The 14,300-nt window shown below is 67.2% G+C and carries 10 protein-coding genes and 5 pseudogenes; 9 read left to right on the plus strand and 6 right to left on the minus strand.

What is annotated here, in order from left to right; all coding sequences use genetic code 11:
* Positions 1 to 159 precede the first annotated feature (159 nt).
* The 6 genes and pseudogenes from ACIBLC_RS35790 (at position 160) to ACIBLC_RS35815 (ending at position 3,934) form a co-directional block, all read left to right on the plus strand.
* Positions 160 to 558: a transposase family protein gene (locus ACIBLC_RS35790; protein ID WP_399215657.1), complete on the plus strand. Its 399-nt coding sequence runs from the start codon at positions 160 to 162 to the stop codon at positions 556 to 558.
* 65 nt (positions 559 to 623) lie between these two features.
* Entirely contained in the window at positions 624 to 971 is a 348-nt protein-coding gene (locus tag ACIBLC_RS35795; protein WP_399215595.1) for a transposase, read from the plus strand.
* A pseudogene (locus tag ACIBLC_RS35800) lies at positions 956 to 1,195 on the plus strand (hypothetical protein); the annotation flags it as partial. The gene ACIBLC_RS35795 and the pseudogene ACIBLC_RS35800, both read left to right, overlap by 16 nt.
* Positions 1,196 to 1,551: 356 nt before the next feature.
* Positions 1,552 to 1,722: pseudogene (locus tag ACIBLC_RS35805) on the plus strand (metallophosphoesterase); the annotation flags it as partial.
* Positions 1,723 to 2,246: 524 nt separating this feature from the next.
* A complete protein-coding gene (locus ACIBLC_RS35810; RefSeq protein ID WP_399215596.1) occupies positions 2,247 to 2,657 on the plus strand; it encodes a hypothetical protein in 411 nt (136 codons plus the stop codon).
* Positions 2,658 to 3,001: 344 nt separating this feature from the next.
* Positions 3,002 to 3,934 carry a LuxR C-terminal-related transcriptional regulator gene (locus tag ACIBLC_RS35815; protein WP_399215598.1) on the plus strand — a complete coding sequence of 311 codons (933 nt, stop codon included), beginning with the start codon at positions 3,002 to 3,004 and terminating at the stop codon, positions 3,932 to 3,934.
* 227 nt (positions 3,935 to 4,161) lie between these two features.
* Here ACIBLC_RS35815 and ACIBLC_RS35820 read toward each other — a convergent pair whose 3' ends face one another.
* Together ACIBLC_RS35820 and ccrA are read right to left on the minus strand one after the other, a co-directional pair.
* Entirely contained in the window at positions 4,162 to 5,148 is a 987-nt protein-coding gene (locus tag ACIBLC_RS35820) for a 3-oxoacyl-ACP synthase III family protein (protein WP_399215599.1), read from the minus strand.
* On the minus strand, positions 5,145 to 6,512 hold the full coding sequence (gene ccrA / locus ACIBLC_RS35825; protein ID WP_399215600.1) for a crotonyl-CoA carboxylase/reductase: 1,368 nt from the start codon (positions 6,510 to 6,512) through the stop codon (positions 5,145 to 5,147). The genes ACIBLC_RS35820 and ccrA overlap by 4 nt, the downstream gene beginning before the upstream one ends.
* Before the next feature lie 534 nt (positions 6,513 to 7,046).
* Here ccrA and ACIBLC_RS35830 point away from each other — a divergent pair.
* Positions 7,047 to 8,001: pseudogene (locus ACIBLC_RS35830) on the plus strand (ISAzo13 family transposase); the annotation flags it as partial.
* A 543-nt stretch (positions 8,002 to 8,544) separates the two neighbouring features.
* Positions 8,545 to 9,419: pseudogene (locus ACIBLC_RS35835) on the plus strand (IS5 family transposase).
* A 4-nt stretch (positions 9,420 to 9,423) separates the two neighbouring features.
* Here ACIBLC_RS35835 and ACIBLC_RS35840 read toward each other — a convergent pair.
* A complete protein-coding gene (locus ACIBLC_RS35840) occupies positions 9,424 to 9,921 on the minus strand; it encodes a GNAT family N-acetyltransferase (RefSeq protein ID WP_399215601.1) in 498 nt (165 codons plus the stop codon).
* Positions 9,922 to 10,105: 184 nt separating this feature from the next.
* On the minus strand, positions 10,106 to 10,438 hold the full coding sequence (locus tag ACIBLC_RS35845) for a type II toxin-antitoxin system PemK/MazF family toxin (RefSeq protein ID WP_399215602.1): 333 nt from the start codon (positions 10,436 to 10,438) through the stop codon (positions 10,106 to 10,108).
* Positions 10,439 to 10,652: 214 nt separating this feature from the next.
* Between ACIBLC_RS35845 and ACIBLC_RS35850 the strand changes: the two are divergent.
* Positions 10,653 to 11,391, plus strand: a pseudogene (locus ACIBLC_RS35850) (IS701 family transposase); the annotation flags it as partial.
* 161 nt (positions 11,392 to 11,552) lie between these two features.
* Here ACIBLC_RS35850 and ACIBLC_RS35855 read toward each other — a convergent pair.
* Together ACIBLC_RS35855 and ACIBLC_RS35860 are read right to left on the minus strand one after the other, a co-directional pair.
* Positions 11,553 to 13,115 (minus strand): acyl-CoA synthetase, encoded by a 1,563-nt coding sequence (locus ACIBLC_RS35855; protein WP_399215603.1) that lies wholly within the window; start codon positions 13,113 to 13,115, stop codon positions 11,553 to 11,555.
* Entirely contained in the window at positions 13,112 to 14,239 is a 1,128-nt protein-coding gene (locus ACIBLC_RS35860) for an NAD(P)H-dependent flavin oxidoreductase (RefSeq protein WP_399215604.1), read from the minus strand. Before ACIBLC_RS35860 ends, ACIBLC_RS35855 begins: the two co-directional genes overlap by 4 nt.
* Positions 14,240 to 14,300 lie beyond the last annotated feature (61 nt).

Genomic DNA, 14,300 nt, shown 5'->3' on the forward strand with positions numbered 1-14,300 from the left:
ACCGCCCCGCTCCCACCAGCGCAGCATCGCGAGAACATGAACACAGCCACGGTCAGCAGACTTCACCCCACCGAGTGAAGATCACCAACAGCATCAGTTCCGTGAATGCCCAGGTCGGAGGCCGCATGCAGGAACGTTCCTCTAGGGGACATCCTGCACATGGGGGTCGAATCGCTCGCTGATGTTCTGTTCTCCGGTTTCGATGTGCGGTTGACGCGCGTCACAGAGGCTGCCGAGGGGCTGGTCGTCGAGGCCGTTGCATGCGGGCCGCCACCACGTTGTCCGGGGTGTAACTCGCGGGCATCGAGGGTGCATTCGTCCTACGAGCGCGGCCTGGACGGGCTGCCGGTGAACGGGCGGAGCCTGACCGTGCGGCTACGGGTCCGGCGGTTCTTCTGCGACCGCGGCCGGTGTCCGAGGCGGACGTTTGTCGAGCAGGTCCCCCAGCTCAGCGAGCGGTACCGCCGCTCCAGTCTCGGACTGAAGCAGTGGCAGCACGCGGTCATGGTCGAGTTGGTGGTCGTCCCGGTCAACGGCTCTGCCGGCGGCTGCAGTTGAAGGCGGGCCGAACACGGCTGCTGGGCCTGCTCACGGAGCCGGCCATACCCGAGCAGGCGCCGCGCGTGCTCGGTGTCGACGATTTCGCCTTCCGCAAGGGAAAGCGGTACGGCACCTTGCTGGTCGACGTCGAATCCGGCCGTGTCGTCGATGTCCTGCCCGACCGCGAGTCCGGCACCATCGCCGCCTGGCTCACCGCACATCCCGGCGCCGAGATCATCTGCAGGGACCGTGCCACCGCTTACAGCAAAGCGATCAAGGAAGCCGCGCCGGACGCCCTGGAGGTCGCAGACCGCTGGCACCTGCTGCAGAACCTCGGCGCGGCCGTGGAGAAGACCTGCCATCAACACCGCTCCTGCCTGCGCAAACATGCTGAGGAGGAGACCGCGGTGCCCCTGGCGGCGGGCGAGTGACCTTCGAGATCGGCCAGAACGATCCGCGCAACCCCACCGGGGACCGCTTCACCGGCGAGCGTTTCGAGAAGGCCCTCAACGTCACCCTCAACTCGGTGGTCTTCCGCTCCGCCGACCAGGACCTGACCACCGCCGGCACCTACATCGAGATGACCTCCCGCCTGACCGAACCCGTCCTCCTGGCCCTCGCGGTCCTAGCCGTACGCAATCGAGTCAAACGCTGACGGGTGTAGCTGCTTTCAAGGGACGGCCCTACCTGCATGAACTGTGGCTTGGTGCGCGACCGGGTGATCGAACCGGGTTCCCAGGAGGGCATCGCCGCGATCCGTGACTTCCAGGCAGTCGATCTTGATCCGGCCCCGAGCGTGACCTGGCGGTTTCGAAACGATCTATGCGGTGCTCAGCCCGGCCGATCAGGCAAATGCCCAGCTCAGCCTGTCCCTTGAAAGGAGCTACACCCTATAGGTTTGGCACCATGCGCAGCTAGACAGGCATCTCCCAGCACCGAGCCTTGTCTGAGGTTCCCGCCGCTGTACTGATGGGCCCTGGACGTGGCCGGCTCCGGCAGCGCGGGGTGAAGGTGGAGTCGACGGACGGCCGTGAACGCCTGCTCGCCATCAGCGACCTGCATGTCGGCTACGCCGAAACCGCGCTCTGGTGGAAAAGATTCGACCCGCCGGACGAGGACTGGCTGCTGGTCGCCGGTGAAGTCGCCGACATCCGCTGGACCCTTGAACTACTGGCCGGCCGCCCCTCCCCTCCAGCCAGCCCGGTGTCGGCATCTCATCACGGACCACCGCCCACTGGGCGTGCGTCATATCCGAGTTGTAGAGCGGGGCCCTCTCCGGCTGATCGGCCGCGTTCCCGAACCGGTGAGCGAGGCAATCGCACACCGAGCGCGCCGAGTTGAACTCCAGGGACGTAACCGCGTGCAACTGCGACATCAGGGCCTCCCGAGGCGCACGGGTTGGAATCAACGCCCCTCGTGCTGCACCGGAGGCCTTGTCTTCATGCGCTCCGCGACCGGAGATCACGGGGCCAAGCCCGATGTTCGAGCAGAACCGCAACCATGGTCGATAGGAATACGGCTTCTAACTGCGTTTGGTGGGCTGTGGGGGCTCCGTCCTGTACCTGTGTGGGTTTCGGCGGGAATGGACGGGGAGTTTTGGGTAGCTTCTGCACCCAGGGGCTTGGCTGGCGTTTTGCCTGGTCAGGGGTATTTTTGCCTGATCGGTGGAGGTATTGTCCTGTAGCGGTTTTCGCGATCAGTTGTGCATGGTGGTCGGGTTGGGCGCACGGGGTCAGGGGGGTCACGGGGTGCGGTTACAGGTGTGGGACGGGTCGGCCACGGGGGAGTTGCGGTCGTTGCAGGGTTGGTTGCGTGCGGATCCTGAGGCGCGCCGCTCGGCCGCGGTTGACGTACGGGGTGGCGTGCCTGGGCCGGGGGAGATGGACGGGACGAGGACTCGCGGGTACGCATGGTCGGCTTGTCCGCCTGTCCGCCACGGTGTCCAACTCGGAGCAGGTCGCCGAATGGCTCAACGCCAAGCTGGTGCGTATGACTTGGCGTCCCAGCATCAAGAGGCTCGCGGCAAACAACACAGCTCACGGCGTGTGCCACACGACTGGAGCAGTCTGTGCGGCCACGGAAGCCCCCACGCACGCACGCACGTTACAGGAATTTAAATGGCGAATAGGCTATTTCTGGGGGAAATTCTGTGCGCGTACTTTCCGGTACTCCAGCATGCGCAAAATGCCAACTCATCCGACAGGCGATAGCTCTTTGGCTGAATGGCTGGTCCGACCGCGGCCTGTATCTCGCTGAAGAATCCGCCGCAAAGACAGCCACCGACTCTTCGTGCGACTGTGACTTACATACCACAATGTGGTTGGCTTTTATGCTGACAAGGAGAGGAGAATTCGATCGCGTAACGAAACTTCTCTACCCTCCAGAGGATCCGAATGGCAGCCTCTTCGGTCCGGTGATCTCGCCGGCCGGACTATCGCTAGCACGGTCACACTTGGCTTTCATGGCCGGAGACCTGGATGCAGCAGCGACCCTGAGTGAACAGGTGCTTGCGCAAGACGAGGGTATCGATAAACTCCGTATCGCGAGTCACCTCATCCTGGCATTGATCGCTGTGCGGCGCGTAGAGGTGAATGTAGCTTCATCGCACATGCAGATGATAGCCGACGATGCACTCATGGGGCGTCTCACCGTGCTGGCGGGGCAGTGCGCATGGGTAAACGTGCGGGTACGCGAAGCCCAAAGGGGAGCCGAGGGCGTCGCACCAGTCATCGAGGAACTCGTTGACTTTGGCCCAGTCAGCAGGAACGTATTCCTGTCACAGTCGGCTGCCGCTCCCTGGATCGTGCGGCTGGCGATGAAAGTCGACCAGAAGCCAACGGCGCAGCAAGCAGTGAAGCTAGCTGGAAAATTGGCCGAAATGAACCCGCAGCATCATGCGCTAGCCGCATCAGCCCTCCATGCGCAAGGTATATTTGACCGAAATCTGGTCGATCTGCGGCTCGCTGCGAAAATGCAAGTCCATCCCTGGGCGCGAGCTTCGGCTATCGAAGACGTGGGAAAGCGCTTGGCCCGTGAGCGGTCACAGCAGGATCAGGCTATAAAAATCTTCGAGCGGAGCGCTGACGCCTATATGACAGCGGGAGCCCCGCGCGATGCCTTGCGAATCAAGAAGAGACTGTGGGATCTCGGTGTTAGGCACCCCCAATCCCGTTGGCGCGCAACCCCACCGACGGCAATCGCGAATCTCACCGAAACAGAAGCTAAAGTGGCTCAATTGGTAGCACAAGGAATGACCAACACGCAGACGGCTAAGCATCTGTTTCTGTCTCCGCATACTGTGGCCTACCACCTGAAGAAAATATTCCCCAAGTTGCAGATCTCCTCACGCGTAGAACTGGCCAGGGACTGGACCAATATCGCTTCCATTGAGTGACCTTGATGGAATGGTTCTAGACTTCGTGCGTACGGTCCCAGCGGCGCATCATATTGGGCCTTTCACACCATCTCGCTGATCCGGCTGCGGCTCGATCCGACTACGAAGGCGTACGCCGCCCGCAGAGTCGCCGAGGGGAAGACACTCGATATAGCAGCCTCGGGGGGGGGGGGGGGGGGGGGAGTGAACACGTCGCCAGAGACCGGACGGTAAGAGTGAGGCGGGGATCACCAGCGCAGCAGGCAGAGCCCGGCCGCCATGCCCGCGCCGAACCCGGCCAGCAACAGCAGTTCGCCGTCGTGCAGCAGACCCGCGCGGGCCGCCTCGTCCAGTGCCACGGGGACCGAGGCGGCGCCCATGTTCCCGTAGGTGACGAGCGGGGTGTGGGTGCGGGCGCCGGTGAGGCCGCAGCGCTCGACCAGTTCACCAAGGAGCACCCCGTTGGCCTGGTGGGGCACGAAGTGCGCGATCTGGTCCCGGGTGGTGCCGGTGCGCCGCAGGAGGGGATCGATCATCGGGGGGACGTTCCGCATGACGAAGTCGGCGACACCGCGGCCGTTCATCCGCAGATAGTGACCGCCGTTCGCGACGGTGTCGGCGGAGGCGGGGACGCGGCTTCCGCCGCCCTCGATCCAGATCAGTTCGTGGGCGTCGCCGCGTCCGGCGAGTTCGACGTCCAGGATGCCCTGCGGTTCCGGCACCGCCCCGATCACCGCGGCGCCGGCCGCGTCGCCGAGGAGGACGGCGGTGCCGCGGTCACCGTAGTCGAGGAAGCGCGAGTACAGGTCGGCGCCGATGACCAGGGCGAGCGTTCCGGGGCGCTGGGCGACGAGGGCGCGAGCGACGTCGAGTGCGTAGACGAAGCCGGCGCAGGCGATGTTGATGTCGAAGGCGGCGGCGCGGTGGGCGCCGAGAGCGTTCTGCACCAGGGACGCAGTGGGCGGCAGCGGGGCGTCGCCGGTGGACGTGGCCACGATGAGGTGGTCGATCCGGTCCGCCGTGACGTCCGCGTCGTCGAGGGCGGCGGTGGCCGCGTGCCGGGCCAGGTCGGAGGTGGCCTCGTCGGGGGCGGCGTAGCGGCGTCCGGTGATGAGGGTGCGGCGGCCGATCCACTCGGCGGTGATGCCGGGGACGCGTCGGGCGATCTCCTCGTTGGTGATCTCCTCCTTGGGGAGGTAGGAGCCGGTGCCGAGGATTCCGATACGGGTGGTCATCGGGCCACCGCCAGGGCGCCGGGCACGTCGGCGGCGAAGGGGCGCAGCGGGTTGAGCCGGTCCTCGCCGATCCGGGCCCGGAGTTCGGGGTCGGTGACGCCGAGACCGGGTTCGGGGGCCAGGCACAGGACGCCGACCTTGCCGATGTGGTCGTTGCGCTGCACCAGCCGAGTGGCCTCGCCGACCTCGATCAGGGGGAAGAGCGACGACATCGCCGGCATGATGCGCCCCTGGCCGAACAGCCGGGCGCACTCCCACTGTTCGTGGAGGTTGGCGACATGGCTGCCGATGACCCGTTTGAGTTTCATCCACAGATAGCGGTTGTCGTAGTGGTGCCGGTATCCAGTGCTGGAGCCGCAGGTCACCACGGTGCCGCCGCGCCGTACGACGAACAGGGACATCCCGAACGTGGCCTGTCCGACGTGTTCGAAGACGATGTGCGGGTCCTCGCCGGTCTCTCGGCGGATGACCGAGCCGAGCCGTTTGCCGTCGGCGATGGCCTGTTCGAAGTCGTCGCCCTCGGACTCGCCGATGCCGAGCTCCGAGCGGTCGATGACGATGTCGCAGCCGAGGGCCCGCAGCGCCTCGGCCTTGCGGGGTGACCCGACGACGCCGACGGGGATGCCGCCGCCGTTCTTGACGAACTGCACGGCGTACGAGCCGACACCGCCCGTCGCCCCCCAGATCAGCACCACGTCCCCCTGTTTCATGCGGGCGCCGCGGTCCGAGACCAGCATCCGGTAGGAGGTGCCGGCGCAAGCGGGCACGCACGCGGCCTCCTCCCAGGTGAGATGGGCGGGTTTGGGGATGAGCTGGCTTGCGCGGGCCAGGCAGTAGTGGGCGAGGCCGCCGAAGTTGGTCTCGTAGCCCCAGGCGAGCTGGTGCTCGCCGAGCATGCCGTCGGCCTGGGTGACTGCCTCCTGCTCGTCGACGCATGCCGCGTTCACCAGGACGTGGTCCCCCACCCGCCAGCGCCGCACCGCCGAGCCGACCCGGACGATCACACCGGCCGCGTCCGAACCGAGGACGTGGTACGGCTGGTCGTGGCGGGCGGCCCAGCCGCCCTGCCGTCCGTAACCGGCGAGGAACCGGAAGGTCGGCAGGGGCTCGAAGGTAGCTGACCAGACGGTGTTGTAGTTGATCGAACTGGCCATGACGGCGATGAGGACCTCGTCGGGCGCCAATTCCGGCAGCGGAACGGGGCCGACTCGGAGGGTCTTGCGCACGTCCTTGTCGGCGACGTCCCGGAAGATGTCCACGTCCTCGATGCGCAGATGGGCCGCGGTGAACTCCTCCGGCAGAGCCGCATGCTCCAACTCCTCGGGACTCGCCCCCGCGAGCACCGCGTCAGTCACAGAACCCATGTCGTCCCTTCCTCTCAAGGACCTCGTCCGGCGCCGGTTCGGGCGTGGCCACCCGGCCGACCTGGACGGACTTGTGAACGTCCTTGTCCTCTACTCCTTGGAAGATGCCGGGGTCGGCCGCATTCAGGTGTGCGGCCATGTACCAGTTCGAAACATGTGCCACGTCGGCGGGAGAAAATGAAGGAGATCGCCATGGATTCTCTGGCCGAGGCCGTACTGAACGGTGCATCGGCGGAGGAAATCGAAGGCGAGCCAGTGCCGGACCTGAGGAACGTGTGGGCGCGGGAACAATTCCGGCACGTTTGTGCGCGGTTGTTTGATGCATGCCGGACGAGCTCCTCGTGGTTGGTGAGGGAATGCCGGAAGCGTAGGTTCGTGTGGGCGCACCGGGTATCCCCCGATCTGATAGTCGAGGTTCCTGAGCGGCTCAAACTCAGGTAGGGATGGTTAACCTCCCTGTTTCGCTTCGGGTAGTTGAGCCAGGGACCTGCCGATCAATAACTCTTCGGTTTTCGTGGGCTGTTGGGTCGCAGGATGCGGGGGTGTCGGAGGGGACGAAAGACAGAGCTGGTGGATGCGTCTGGGCTGTTGTTGCCGCATCCCGATGAGCGCCAACTGCGACTGACGCTGGGCGCCGCGGCCCGCGTTCTGGGCCACGGCGGGATCCGCATGGTGGCCGGAGCGGCCGGGGTGGCGAAGTCCACGGTGTCGCGCGGGAAGCGGGAGCTGGAGCACGCGGAGGAGCCCGCCGGCCGGGTCCGGGCACCGGGCGCGGGTCGGAAGCCCTTGCGGGAGGCCGATCCGGGGCTGGTGCCCGCGTTGGCGGCGTTGGTCGAGCCGGACCAGCGCGGCGACCCGGAATCTCCGCTGCTGTGGACGGTGAGGTCCACCCGGAGTCTGGCGGCCGAGCTGACGCGTCAGGGGCACCGGATCGGTTCGGTCACGGTGGCCGCGCTGTTGAAGGCGGAGGGCTTCTCTCTGCAGGGCACCTCCAGGACCACCGAGTGGGCCCGGCATCCGGACCGGGACGCCCAGTTCCGCTACATCAACGACCCGGTCACGGCGTACCTCGCGGACGGGCAGCCGGTCATCAGCGTGGATGCCAAGAGGAAGGAGACGCTGGGCAACTACGCGGTGATCGGACGCGAGTGGCACCGTGCCGGACAGCCGGCGCAGGTCCGCGCACACGACTTCCCCGAGAATGGCGCCCAGAAAGCGGTGCCGTACGGGATCTACGACATCGGCGCGGACGCGGCTGGGTGTCGGTGGGCTGCGACACGGGGACACCTCTGCCTTCGCGGTGGCCACCTTGCGCCGCTGGTGGAACGGTGAGGGGCGCCGCCGCTACCCGCACGCTTCCCGCCCGCTGGTCACCGCCGACGCCGGAGGCTCCAACGGCTACCGTGTGCGCGCCTGAAAGAAGGAACTCGCGGACTTCGCCTACGAGACGAGCCTTGAAGTGGCTGTCTGTCACTTTCCGCCGGGAACACAATGCCGTTGCTTGATCACTGGACTATCGCGGTGTGCAACGTGATGACCTTGGCTGTGATCCGCCATGTCGGTTGCCGTTCCCGGGTGTTGATCCGGTAGGAGAGCTTCGAGGAGCACTTCGAGTCCGGCCGTTCGAGGTGCCGGTCCAGTCCGTCCGGGGTGGCGTGGCCGGCGTGTTCGGCAAGTTGCGAGCTGTTTTTCGGGCCACCGGGGCGAGCAGTGCGCGCCCGTAGTCCCGCATGCGGCGGCGTGGTTCGACACGGCCGAAGTGGCGCCCGATGGTGGTGAAGAGGTGGTCCAGGTCGCGGTCCCAGGTCTCGGCTGCCTGTTCGGTGATCACGACCCGAGGCTTCCCCGGCCTGGGGCGACCTTTCCATCGGGGGCGCTCCTTCGAGGGGCGTGCGAGCAGAAGCCGTCCGTGACGACTTCCCGCCCGCTACACTCCCACCGCTCGACGTTTCCCCAGGTCAGGCCACGAAGTACTGCTGGAGCACTAGGCCGTGTTGCGAAAATGGATCAAGGCCGTGGATGATCACGTTTCGTGCGGCGTGGAGATCTGACGAACGGCCAGTGGGCCCGGCTGGAGCCGCCTTTGCCGACGGGCAAGAAGCCAGGCCGTCCGCAGACGTGGACGCGGCGGCAGCTGATCGACGGCATACGGTGGCGGACCAGGGCCGGTGCGCCGTGGCGCGACGTGCCGGAGCGGTACGGGCCGTGGGACCGGGCCTACGACCTGTTCCGGCGCTGGCAGCGGGACGGCACCTGGAAGTAGATCTTTGTACAGCTGCAGGCCGCGGCCGACGCGAAGGGCCTGATCACCTGGGAGGTCAGCGTGGACTCCACGATCGCGCGGGCCCACCAGCATGCTGCCGGGGCCCGTAAAAAGGGGCCGCGCAGAAGGAGCCTCCTGGTGGCGTCGAGACCGAGCCCGACGACCATGGCCTGGGGCGCTCGCGCGGCGGGCTGACCACGAAGCTGCATTTGGCGATTGAGCAGGGACAGAAGCCGTTGTCGCTGCTGGTCACGGCGGGCCAGCGGCACGACAGCCCGCAGTTCCAGCCGGTTCTGGAGGCCATCCGGGTGCTTCGCCTCGGCCTGGGCCGGCCGCGCACCCGGCCGGACAAGGTCCGCGCTGACAAGGCGTACGGGCCACGCGTGAACCGCGCCTACCTGCGCCGGCGTGGCATCCGCTGCACGATTCCGGAGAAGGCCGACCAGGTCCGCAACCGTAAGAAGCGCGGCTCGCGCGGCGGTCGGCCGCCGAAGTTCGACAAGGCCGACTACAAAGAGCGCCACGCGGTGGAGTGCGGCATCAATCGCCTCAAGCGTCACCGGGCTGTGGCTACGAGATACGACAAGCTCGCCGTCCGATACGAGGCAACCGTGCTGGTCGCAGCCATCAAGGAGTGGCTGTGACCCCTCACACGGCACGCTCCATGCACACCAGCTGATCCCGTTCCTCCCACGACTCGGCGACGGTGAAACCGAGCCGTTCGTACAGGGCGATGGCATCTGCCCGCCACTTCCATACCGACAGCCGTACCATGCTGACGCCGCTTTCCGCGGAATGCGCAAGCGCGGCGCCGACCAGGGCGGACGCGATGCCCCGGCTCCGGAATGCCGGGTCTGTCCAGAGCCTCTTGACCTCTGACCGGCCGCCGACGGGGGCGGTCACCACCAGGCAGCCCACGGCTGTGTCGCCGCTCAGAGCCATCAGCACGACATCGTCGGCGAACGCGGCCCGCGGGTCCAAGATTTCTGCCCGGTAGCGGTCCGGCAACCCGTCCACATCGGCAACGGCCTCGCCCTTCTCTGCCTCCGTCCGCAGATGGTAGGCCGCCAGCAACTCGGCCAACCGATCCACGGAAGGGCCCTGACCTGGCCAGCGGACGATGACAACCTCGCGTTGATCAGTCATTGCGCCAGCATCACACGACCCGTACCAGACACCGAACGAGCCCCTTGATCCACTTTCGCAACACGGCCTAGTACTCCAGCCGTAGATCGTGATCTTGTGAGTGGGGGCGCCGCTGATATGGCGTAGCCACCATTGACCATCTCGACGAGACCGGCCGCGCCATCGGCGGCGTCCATCCCTCTGCCTACTTGAGTCCACCGAGACGAAGGGCGTCCTCGATCTCGCTGAGCTTCGCGGACGGCAGGACGCCCGCCTGCCCGATCAGGTCTTCCCTGGCCAGGGTGACCAGCCAATTGCAAGGGATGAGGTCGGGACGTGGAAGTGCGACTCTCAGGACGCCTTCGAGAGGCAGTCCTTCGGGGGCACCTACTGCCACCTCAACGGCCACGCCGCCGATATCGGTGCCCGCGGGAGCGACGACCTGCATCGCCAAGAAACCGGACGCCTCTTCTCCCGACAGCAGTACGACTGCCCGCTGCTCGTCGAGGTCTGCCCACCAGACTTCGCCACGTCGCATATGTCCTCCTGATACGGGACGGCGCGCCTGCGTCGCCCCTTCGACCGCCGCCTACTCCAGGCACAGATCGTAATGTTGGCTGGTCAGGGCCGACGATAAAGGCGGCTGTGGCCACCGATGATCATCGTGAGCTGTGTGGACAAACGAAGATCATGTGGTGGCCGCAGCTCACAGCGTAGACCCTGCCCGGTGGCAGGAGGCGGTCGAGGGTCTGATGGGCCGGATGGCGGCGAGGTTCGCGCGGGTCGAACCACGCCTTCGGGCGCGGGACTTCGGGCACGAGACTTCGGGCACGAGACTTCGGGCACGGGCTGCTGGCAGACCTGCCGCGGAAGAACTGCTGGACGATCTCCGAGTGGGCCGGGGAGGCAAGTCCTGATGGCATGCAGCACCTGCTGGGCCGGGCCAGGTGGAGATGCCGATGCGGTACGCGATGACGTACGGGAGTACGTGGTGGAGCATCTGCACGACCCAGATGCGGTCCTGGTCGTCGACGAGACCGGGGACGTGAAGAAGGGCACGCACACCGTCGGGTGCAGCGCCAGTACACTGGCGCCACCGGCAGGATTGAGAATTCCCAGGTCGCCGTCCATCTCGTCTACGCGGGCCGCCGCGGACACGCGGCAGTGGACCGCGAGCTGTACATTCCGCGCTCGTGGACATGCGACCCGGACCGCTGCCGGGCTGCGGGCCTGGACGAGGACACCGTCTTCGCGACCAGGCCGGAGCTGGCCGCCCGCATGATCGGCTGGTTCCCTGAAGCCGGGCACCGCGCGGACTGGGTGGCGGGGGACGAGGTCTACGGCGGCAACCCGAAACTGCGGTCCGCGCTGGAAGAGCGCGGGGTCGCCTACGTGCTCGCCGTCGCCTGCTGCCACGAAGTCACCACCACGGCCGGGAAGTTCCGAGCGGATGCCCTGGCCGCCAAGGTGCCCAAGCGGGCCTGGCAGAAGCAGACCGGCCCCCGGTGAGCAGTCCGCCCCGCCTCACGCGGCATTCGCTCCAGGACCCAGAACTGACCGGGACGACCCGCCAAAAGCTCAGCGAGCTCATCGACGCCCTGACGCCCGCAGAGGACCACGACCGCGGTCGCACATCGCGGCTCCGGTCGCCGTCACACCACCCGGGTCCGCCCCTCCCAGTACGGGTCGCGCAGCCTCCGCTTGTAGAGCTTGCCGTTCGGATCGCGGGGCATCGTCTCGATGAAGTCGACGCTCTTGGGGCGCTTGTAGCCGGCGAGCTGCCGTTCGCAGTGGTCGAGGATGGCCGTGGCGAGGGCGGCGTCCGGTTCGTGTCCGGGGGCGGGTTCCACCACGGCCTTGACCTGCTCGCCCCAGTCGTCGTGCGGGATGCCGAAGGCGGCCGCGTCGGCGACGGCGGGGTGGGTGAGCAGCGCGGCCTCGATCTCGGCCGGGTAGATGTTGGCGCCGCCCGAGATGATCATGTCGATCTTGCGGTCGCGGAGGAAGAGGTAGCCGTCCTCGTCGAGGAGACCGAGGTCGCCGACGGTGAAGAAGTCGCCGATGCGGTTCTTCTTCGTCTTGGTCTCGTCCTTGTGGTACGAGAATCCGCCGGTGCTCATCTTCATGTAGACGGTGCCGAGTTCACCGGGCGGCAGCCGGTTGCCGTCGTCGTCGAAGACGGCGAGTTCGCTGATCGGCCAGGCCTTGCCGACCGTGCCGGGCTTCTTCAGCCAGTCCTCGGCGGTCGCGAAGGCCCCGCCGCCCTCACTGGCCGCGTAGTACTCCTCGACGCACTCACCCCACCACTCGATCATCGCCCGCTTCACATGGTCCGGGCACGGGGCCGCGCCATGGATCGCGTGCCGCATGGAGGACACGTCGTAGCGGGCTCTCACCTCGTCGGGAAGTGCCAGCAGCCGGTGGAACTGGGTCGGCACCATATGGGTGTGCGTGCACCTGTGGGTGTCGATGACCCGGAGCATCTCCTCGGGCGTCCACTTGTCCATCAGTACCAGGCGGTGGCCGATGTGCAGGGAAGCACCCGCGAACTGGAGGACGGCGGTGTGGTACAGCGGCGAGCAGACGAGGTGCACGTTGTCGTCGAACGGCTTGATACCGAAGATGCCGAGAAAGCCGCCGAGATACGTCTCCTCGGGGAGCTTCCCGGGCAGCGGGCGCCGGATTCCGCGCGGGCGGCCTGTGGTGCCCGAGGTGTAGTTCATGACCCAGCCGAGGGTGCGGTCCTCGGGCGCCGACTCGGCTTGTCCGTCCAGGAGTTCGGTGTACGGCCGGAAGCCCTCGGCCGGGCCGACGGCGTAGCGGTGGGTGGCCGGGAGCCCGGCCTCGTCGGCGGCCTGGCGGGCGGAATCCGCGAACCGTTCGTGCGCGATGAGCACCTTGGCGCCCGAGTCTGAGACGATCCAGGCGATCTCGGGGCCGACCAGGTGGTGGTTGACGGGGACGAGGTAGAAGCCGGCCTGTGAGGCGGCGAGGAAGGCGACGAGGAACTCGACGCTGTTGGGCAGGACGACCGCGAAGGCGTCTCCGCGTGCGAGGCCCGCGGCGCGCAGTCCGTGGACGAGTCGGTTGGCCGAGGCGTGCAGCCGGCCTGCGCTCCACTCCTCTCCGTCCGGCGTGATGAGGACCGTACGCCCAGGGTCCGCCGCGGCCTGGGCCCAGAAGCCGTTCGGCGGCGTGCCGGCAACCGTGCTCATGACTGGTCGCTCCTTCCCGCTATGCGGTTGATCCGGTCGACGGCGTGCTCGAAGCCCCGGGTCAGGTCGTCGAAGACCTCCTGGACGCCGCGTTCGCTGTTCATCCGGCCGACGATCTGGCCGACCGGCGTGCCGAGCAACGGCTCGACCTCGTGCTTCTGGATCCGGGAGAGCGCCTCGGCCACCAGGAGTCCCTGCAACGGCATGGGCAGCGTGCCGGGCCCGTTCGGGTCGTCCCAGGCGTCGGTCCACTCGGTGCGCAGTTGCCTGGCCGGTTTCCCGGTCAGGGCGCGTGAGCGGACCGTGTCGCCGGATCCCGCGGCCAGCAGCTTCCGGGTGACGGCGCGCGAGTGCATCTCGGCCTCTGTCACGGTCAGCCATATGGAGCCGAGCCACACGCCTTGCGCGCCGAGGCTGAGCGCGGCGGCCACCTGCTGTCCGCTGCCGATGCCGCCCGCCGCGAGGACGGGCAACGGGTCGACGGCTTCCACGACTTCGGGCGTGAGCACCATCGAGGCGATCTCCCCGGTGTGACCGCCCGCCTCGTAGCCCTGCGCGACGACGATGTCGATGCCTGCCTCGGCGTGCTTGCGGGCGTGCCGGGCGCTTCCCGCGAGGGCGGCGACGAGCACCCCGCGCTGGTGGGCGCGCTCGACGACGTCGACGGGCGGCGACCCGAGCGCGTTGGCCAGCAGTTTGATCGGGTAGTCGAAGGCGACGTCGAGCTGGTTGCGGGCGACCTGCTCCATCCAGCCCGTGATGCGCCAGCCGGACGCCTCTCCCTCGTCGAGGTCGGCCACGCCGTACTTGGCCAGGGTGTCCCTGACGTACTGCCGGTGCCCCTCGGGGATCATCGCCTCGACGTCGGCCTCGGTCAGTGTCCGGTCTCCCGGAGCCTCGACCTTCTTGGCCGGCATGACGACGTCCAGGCCGTAGGGCCTGCCGTCGACGTTCGCCTCCATCCAGTCGAGGTCGCGTCTCAGGTCCTCGGGGGCGGTGTAGCGGACCGCGCCGAGGACGCCGAATCCGCCCGCCCGGCTGATGGCCGCGGCGACGGCGGGGAACGGTGTGAAGCCGAAGACGGCGTGCTCGACTCCCAGTCTGTTGCTCAGCTCCGTCTGCATGGCCGCAGGATGCCGCAGTCCTCCGGACGAGGGAAGACCTTTTCTGATGCTCCGTCAGATT

It is taken from the genome of Streptomyces sp. NPDC050535 (assembly GCF_044457665.1).
Classification (GTDB): Bacteria; Actinomycetota; Actinomycetes; order Streptomycetales; family Streptomycetaceae; genus Streptomyces.

What these genes read in the sequence shown, in the direction of transcription:
- ACIBLC_RS35790 (WP_399215657.1), top strand. Translation starts at nt 160, where the DNA reads ATGGGGGTCGAATCGCTCGCTGATGTTCTGTTCTCCGGTTTCGATGTG.
- ACIBLC_RS35810 (WP_399215596.1), top strand. Translation starts at nt 2,247, where the DNA reads ATGGTGGTCGGGTTGGGCGCACGGGGTCAGGGGGGTCACGGGGTGCGG.
- ACIBLC_RS35815 (WP_399215598.1), top strand. Translation starts at nt 3,002, where the DNA reads ATGGCCGGAGACCTGGATGCAGCAGCGACCCTGAGTGAACAGGTGCTT.
- ACIBLC_RS35820 (WP_399215599.1), bottom strand. Translation starts at nt 5,148, where the DNA reads ATGACCACCCGTATCGGAATCCTCGGCACCGGCTCCTACCTCCCCAAG.
- ccrA (WP_399215600.1), bottom strand. Translation starts at nt 6,512, where the DNA reads ATGGGTTCTGTGACTGACGCGGTGCTCGCGGGGGCGAGTCCCGAGGAG.
- ACIBLC_RS35840 (WP_399215601.1), bottom strand. Translation starts at nt 9,921, where the DNA reads ATGACTGATCAACGCGAGGTTGTCATCGTCCGCTGGCCAGGTCAGGGC.
- ACIBLC_RS35845 (WP_399215602.1), bottom strand. Translation starts at nt 10,438, where the DNA reads ATGCGACGTGGCGAAGTCTGGTGGGCAGACCTCGACGAGCAGCGGGCA.
- ACIBLC_RS35855 (WP_399215603.1), bottom strand. Translation starts at nt 13,115, where the DNA reads ATGAGCACGGTTGCCGGCACGCCGCCGAACGGCTTCTGGGCCCAGGCC.
- ACIBLC_RS35860 (WP_399215604.1), bottom strand. Translation starts at nt 14,239, where the DNA reads ATGCAGACGGAGCTGAGCAACAGACTGGGAGTCGAGCACGCCGTCTTC.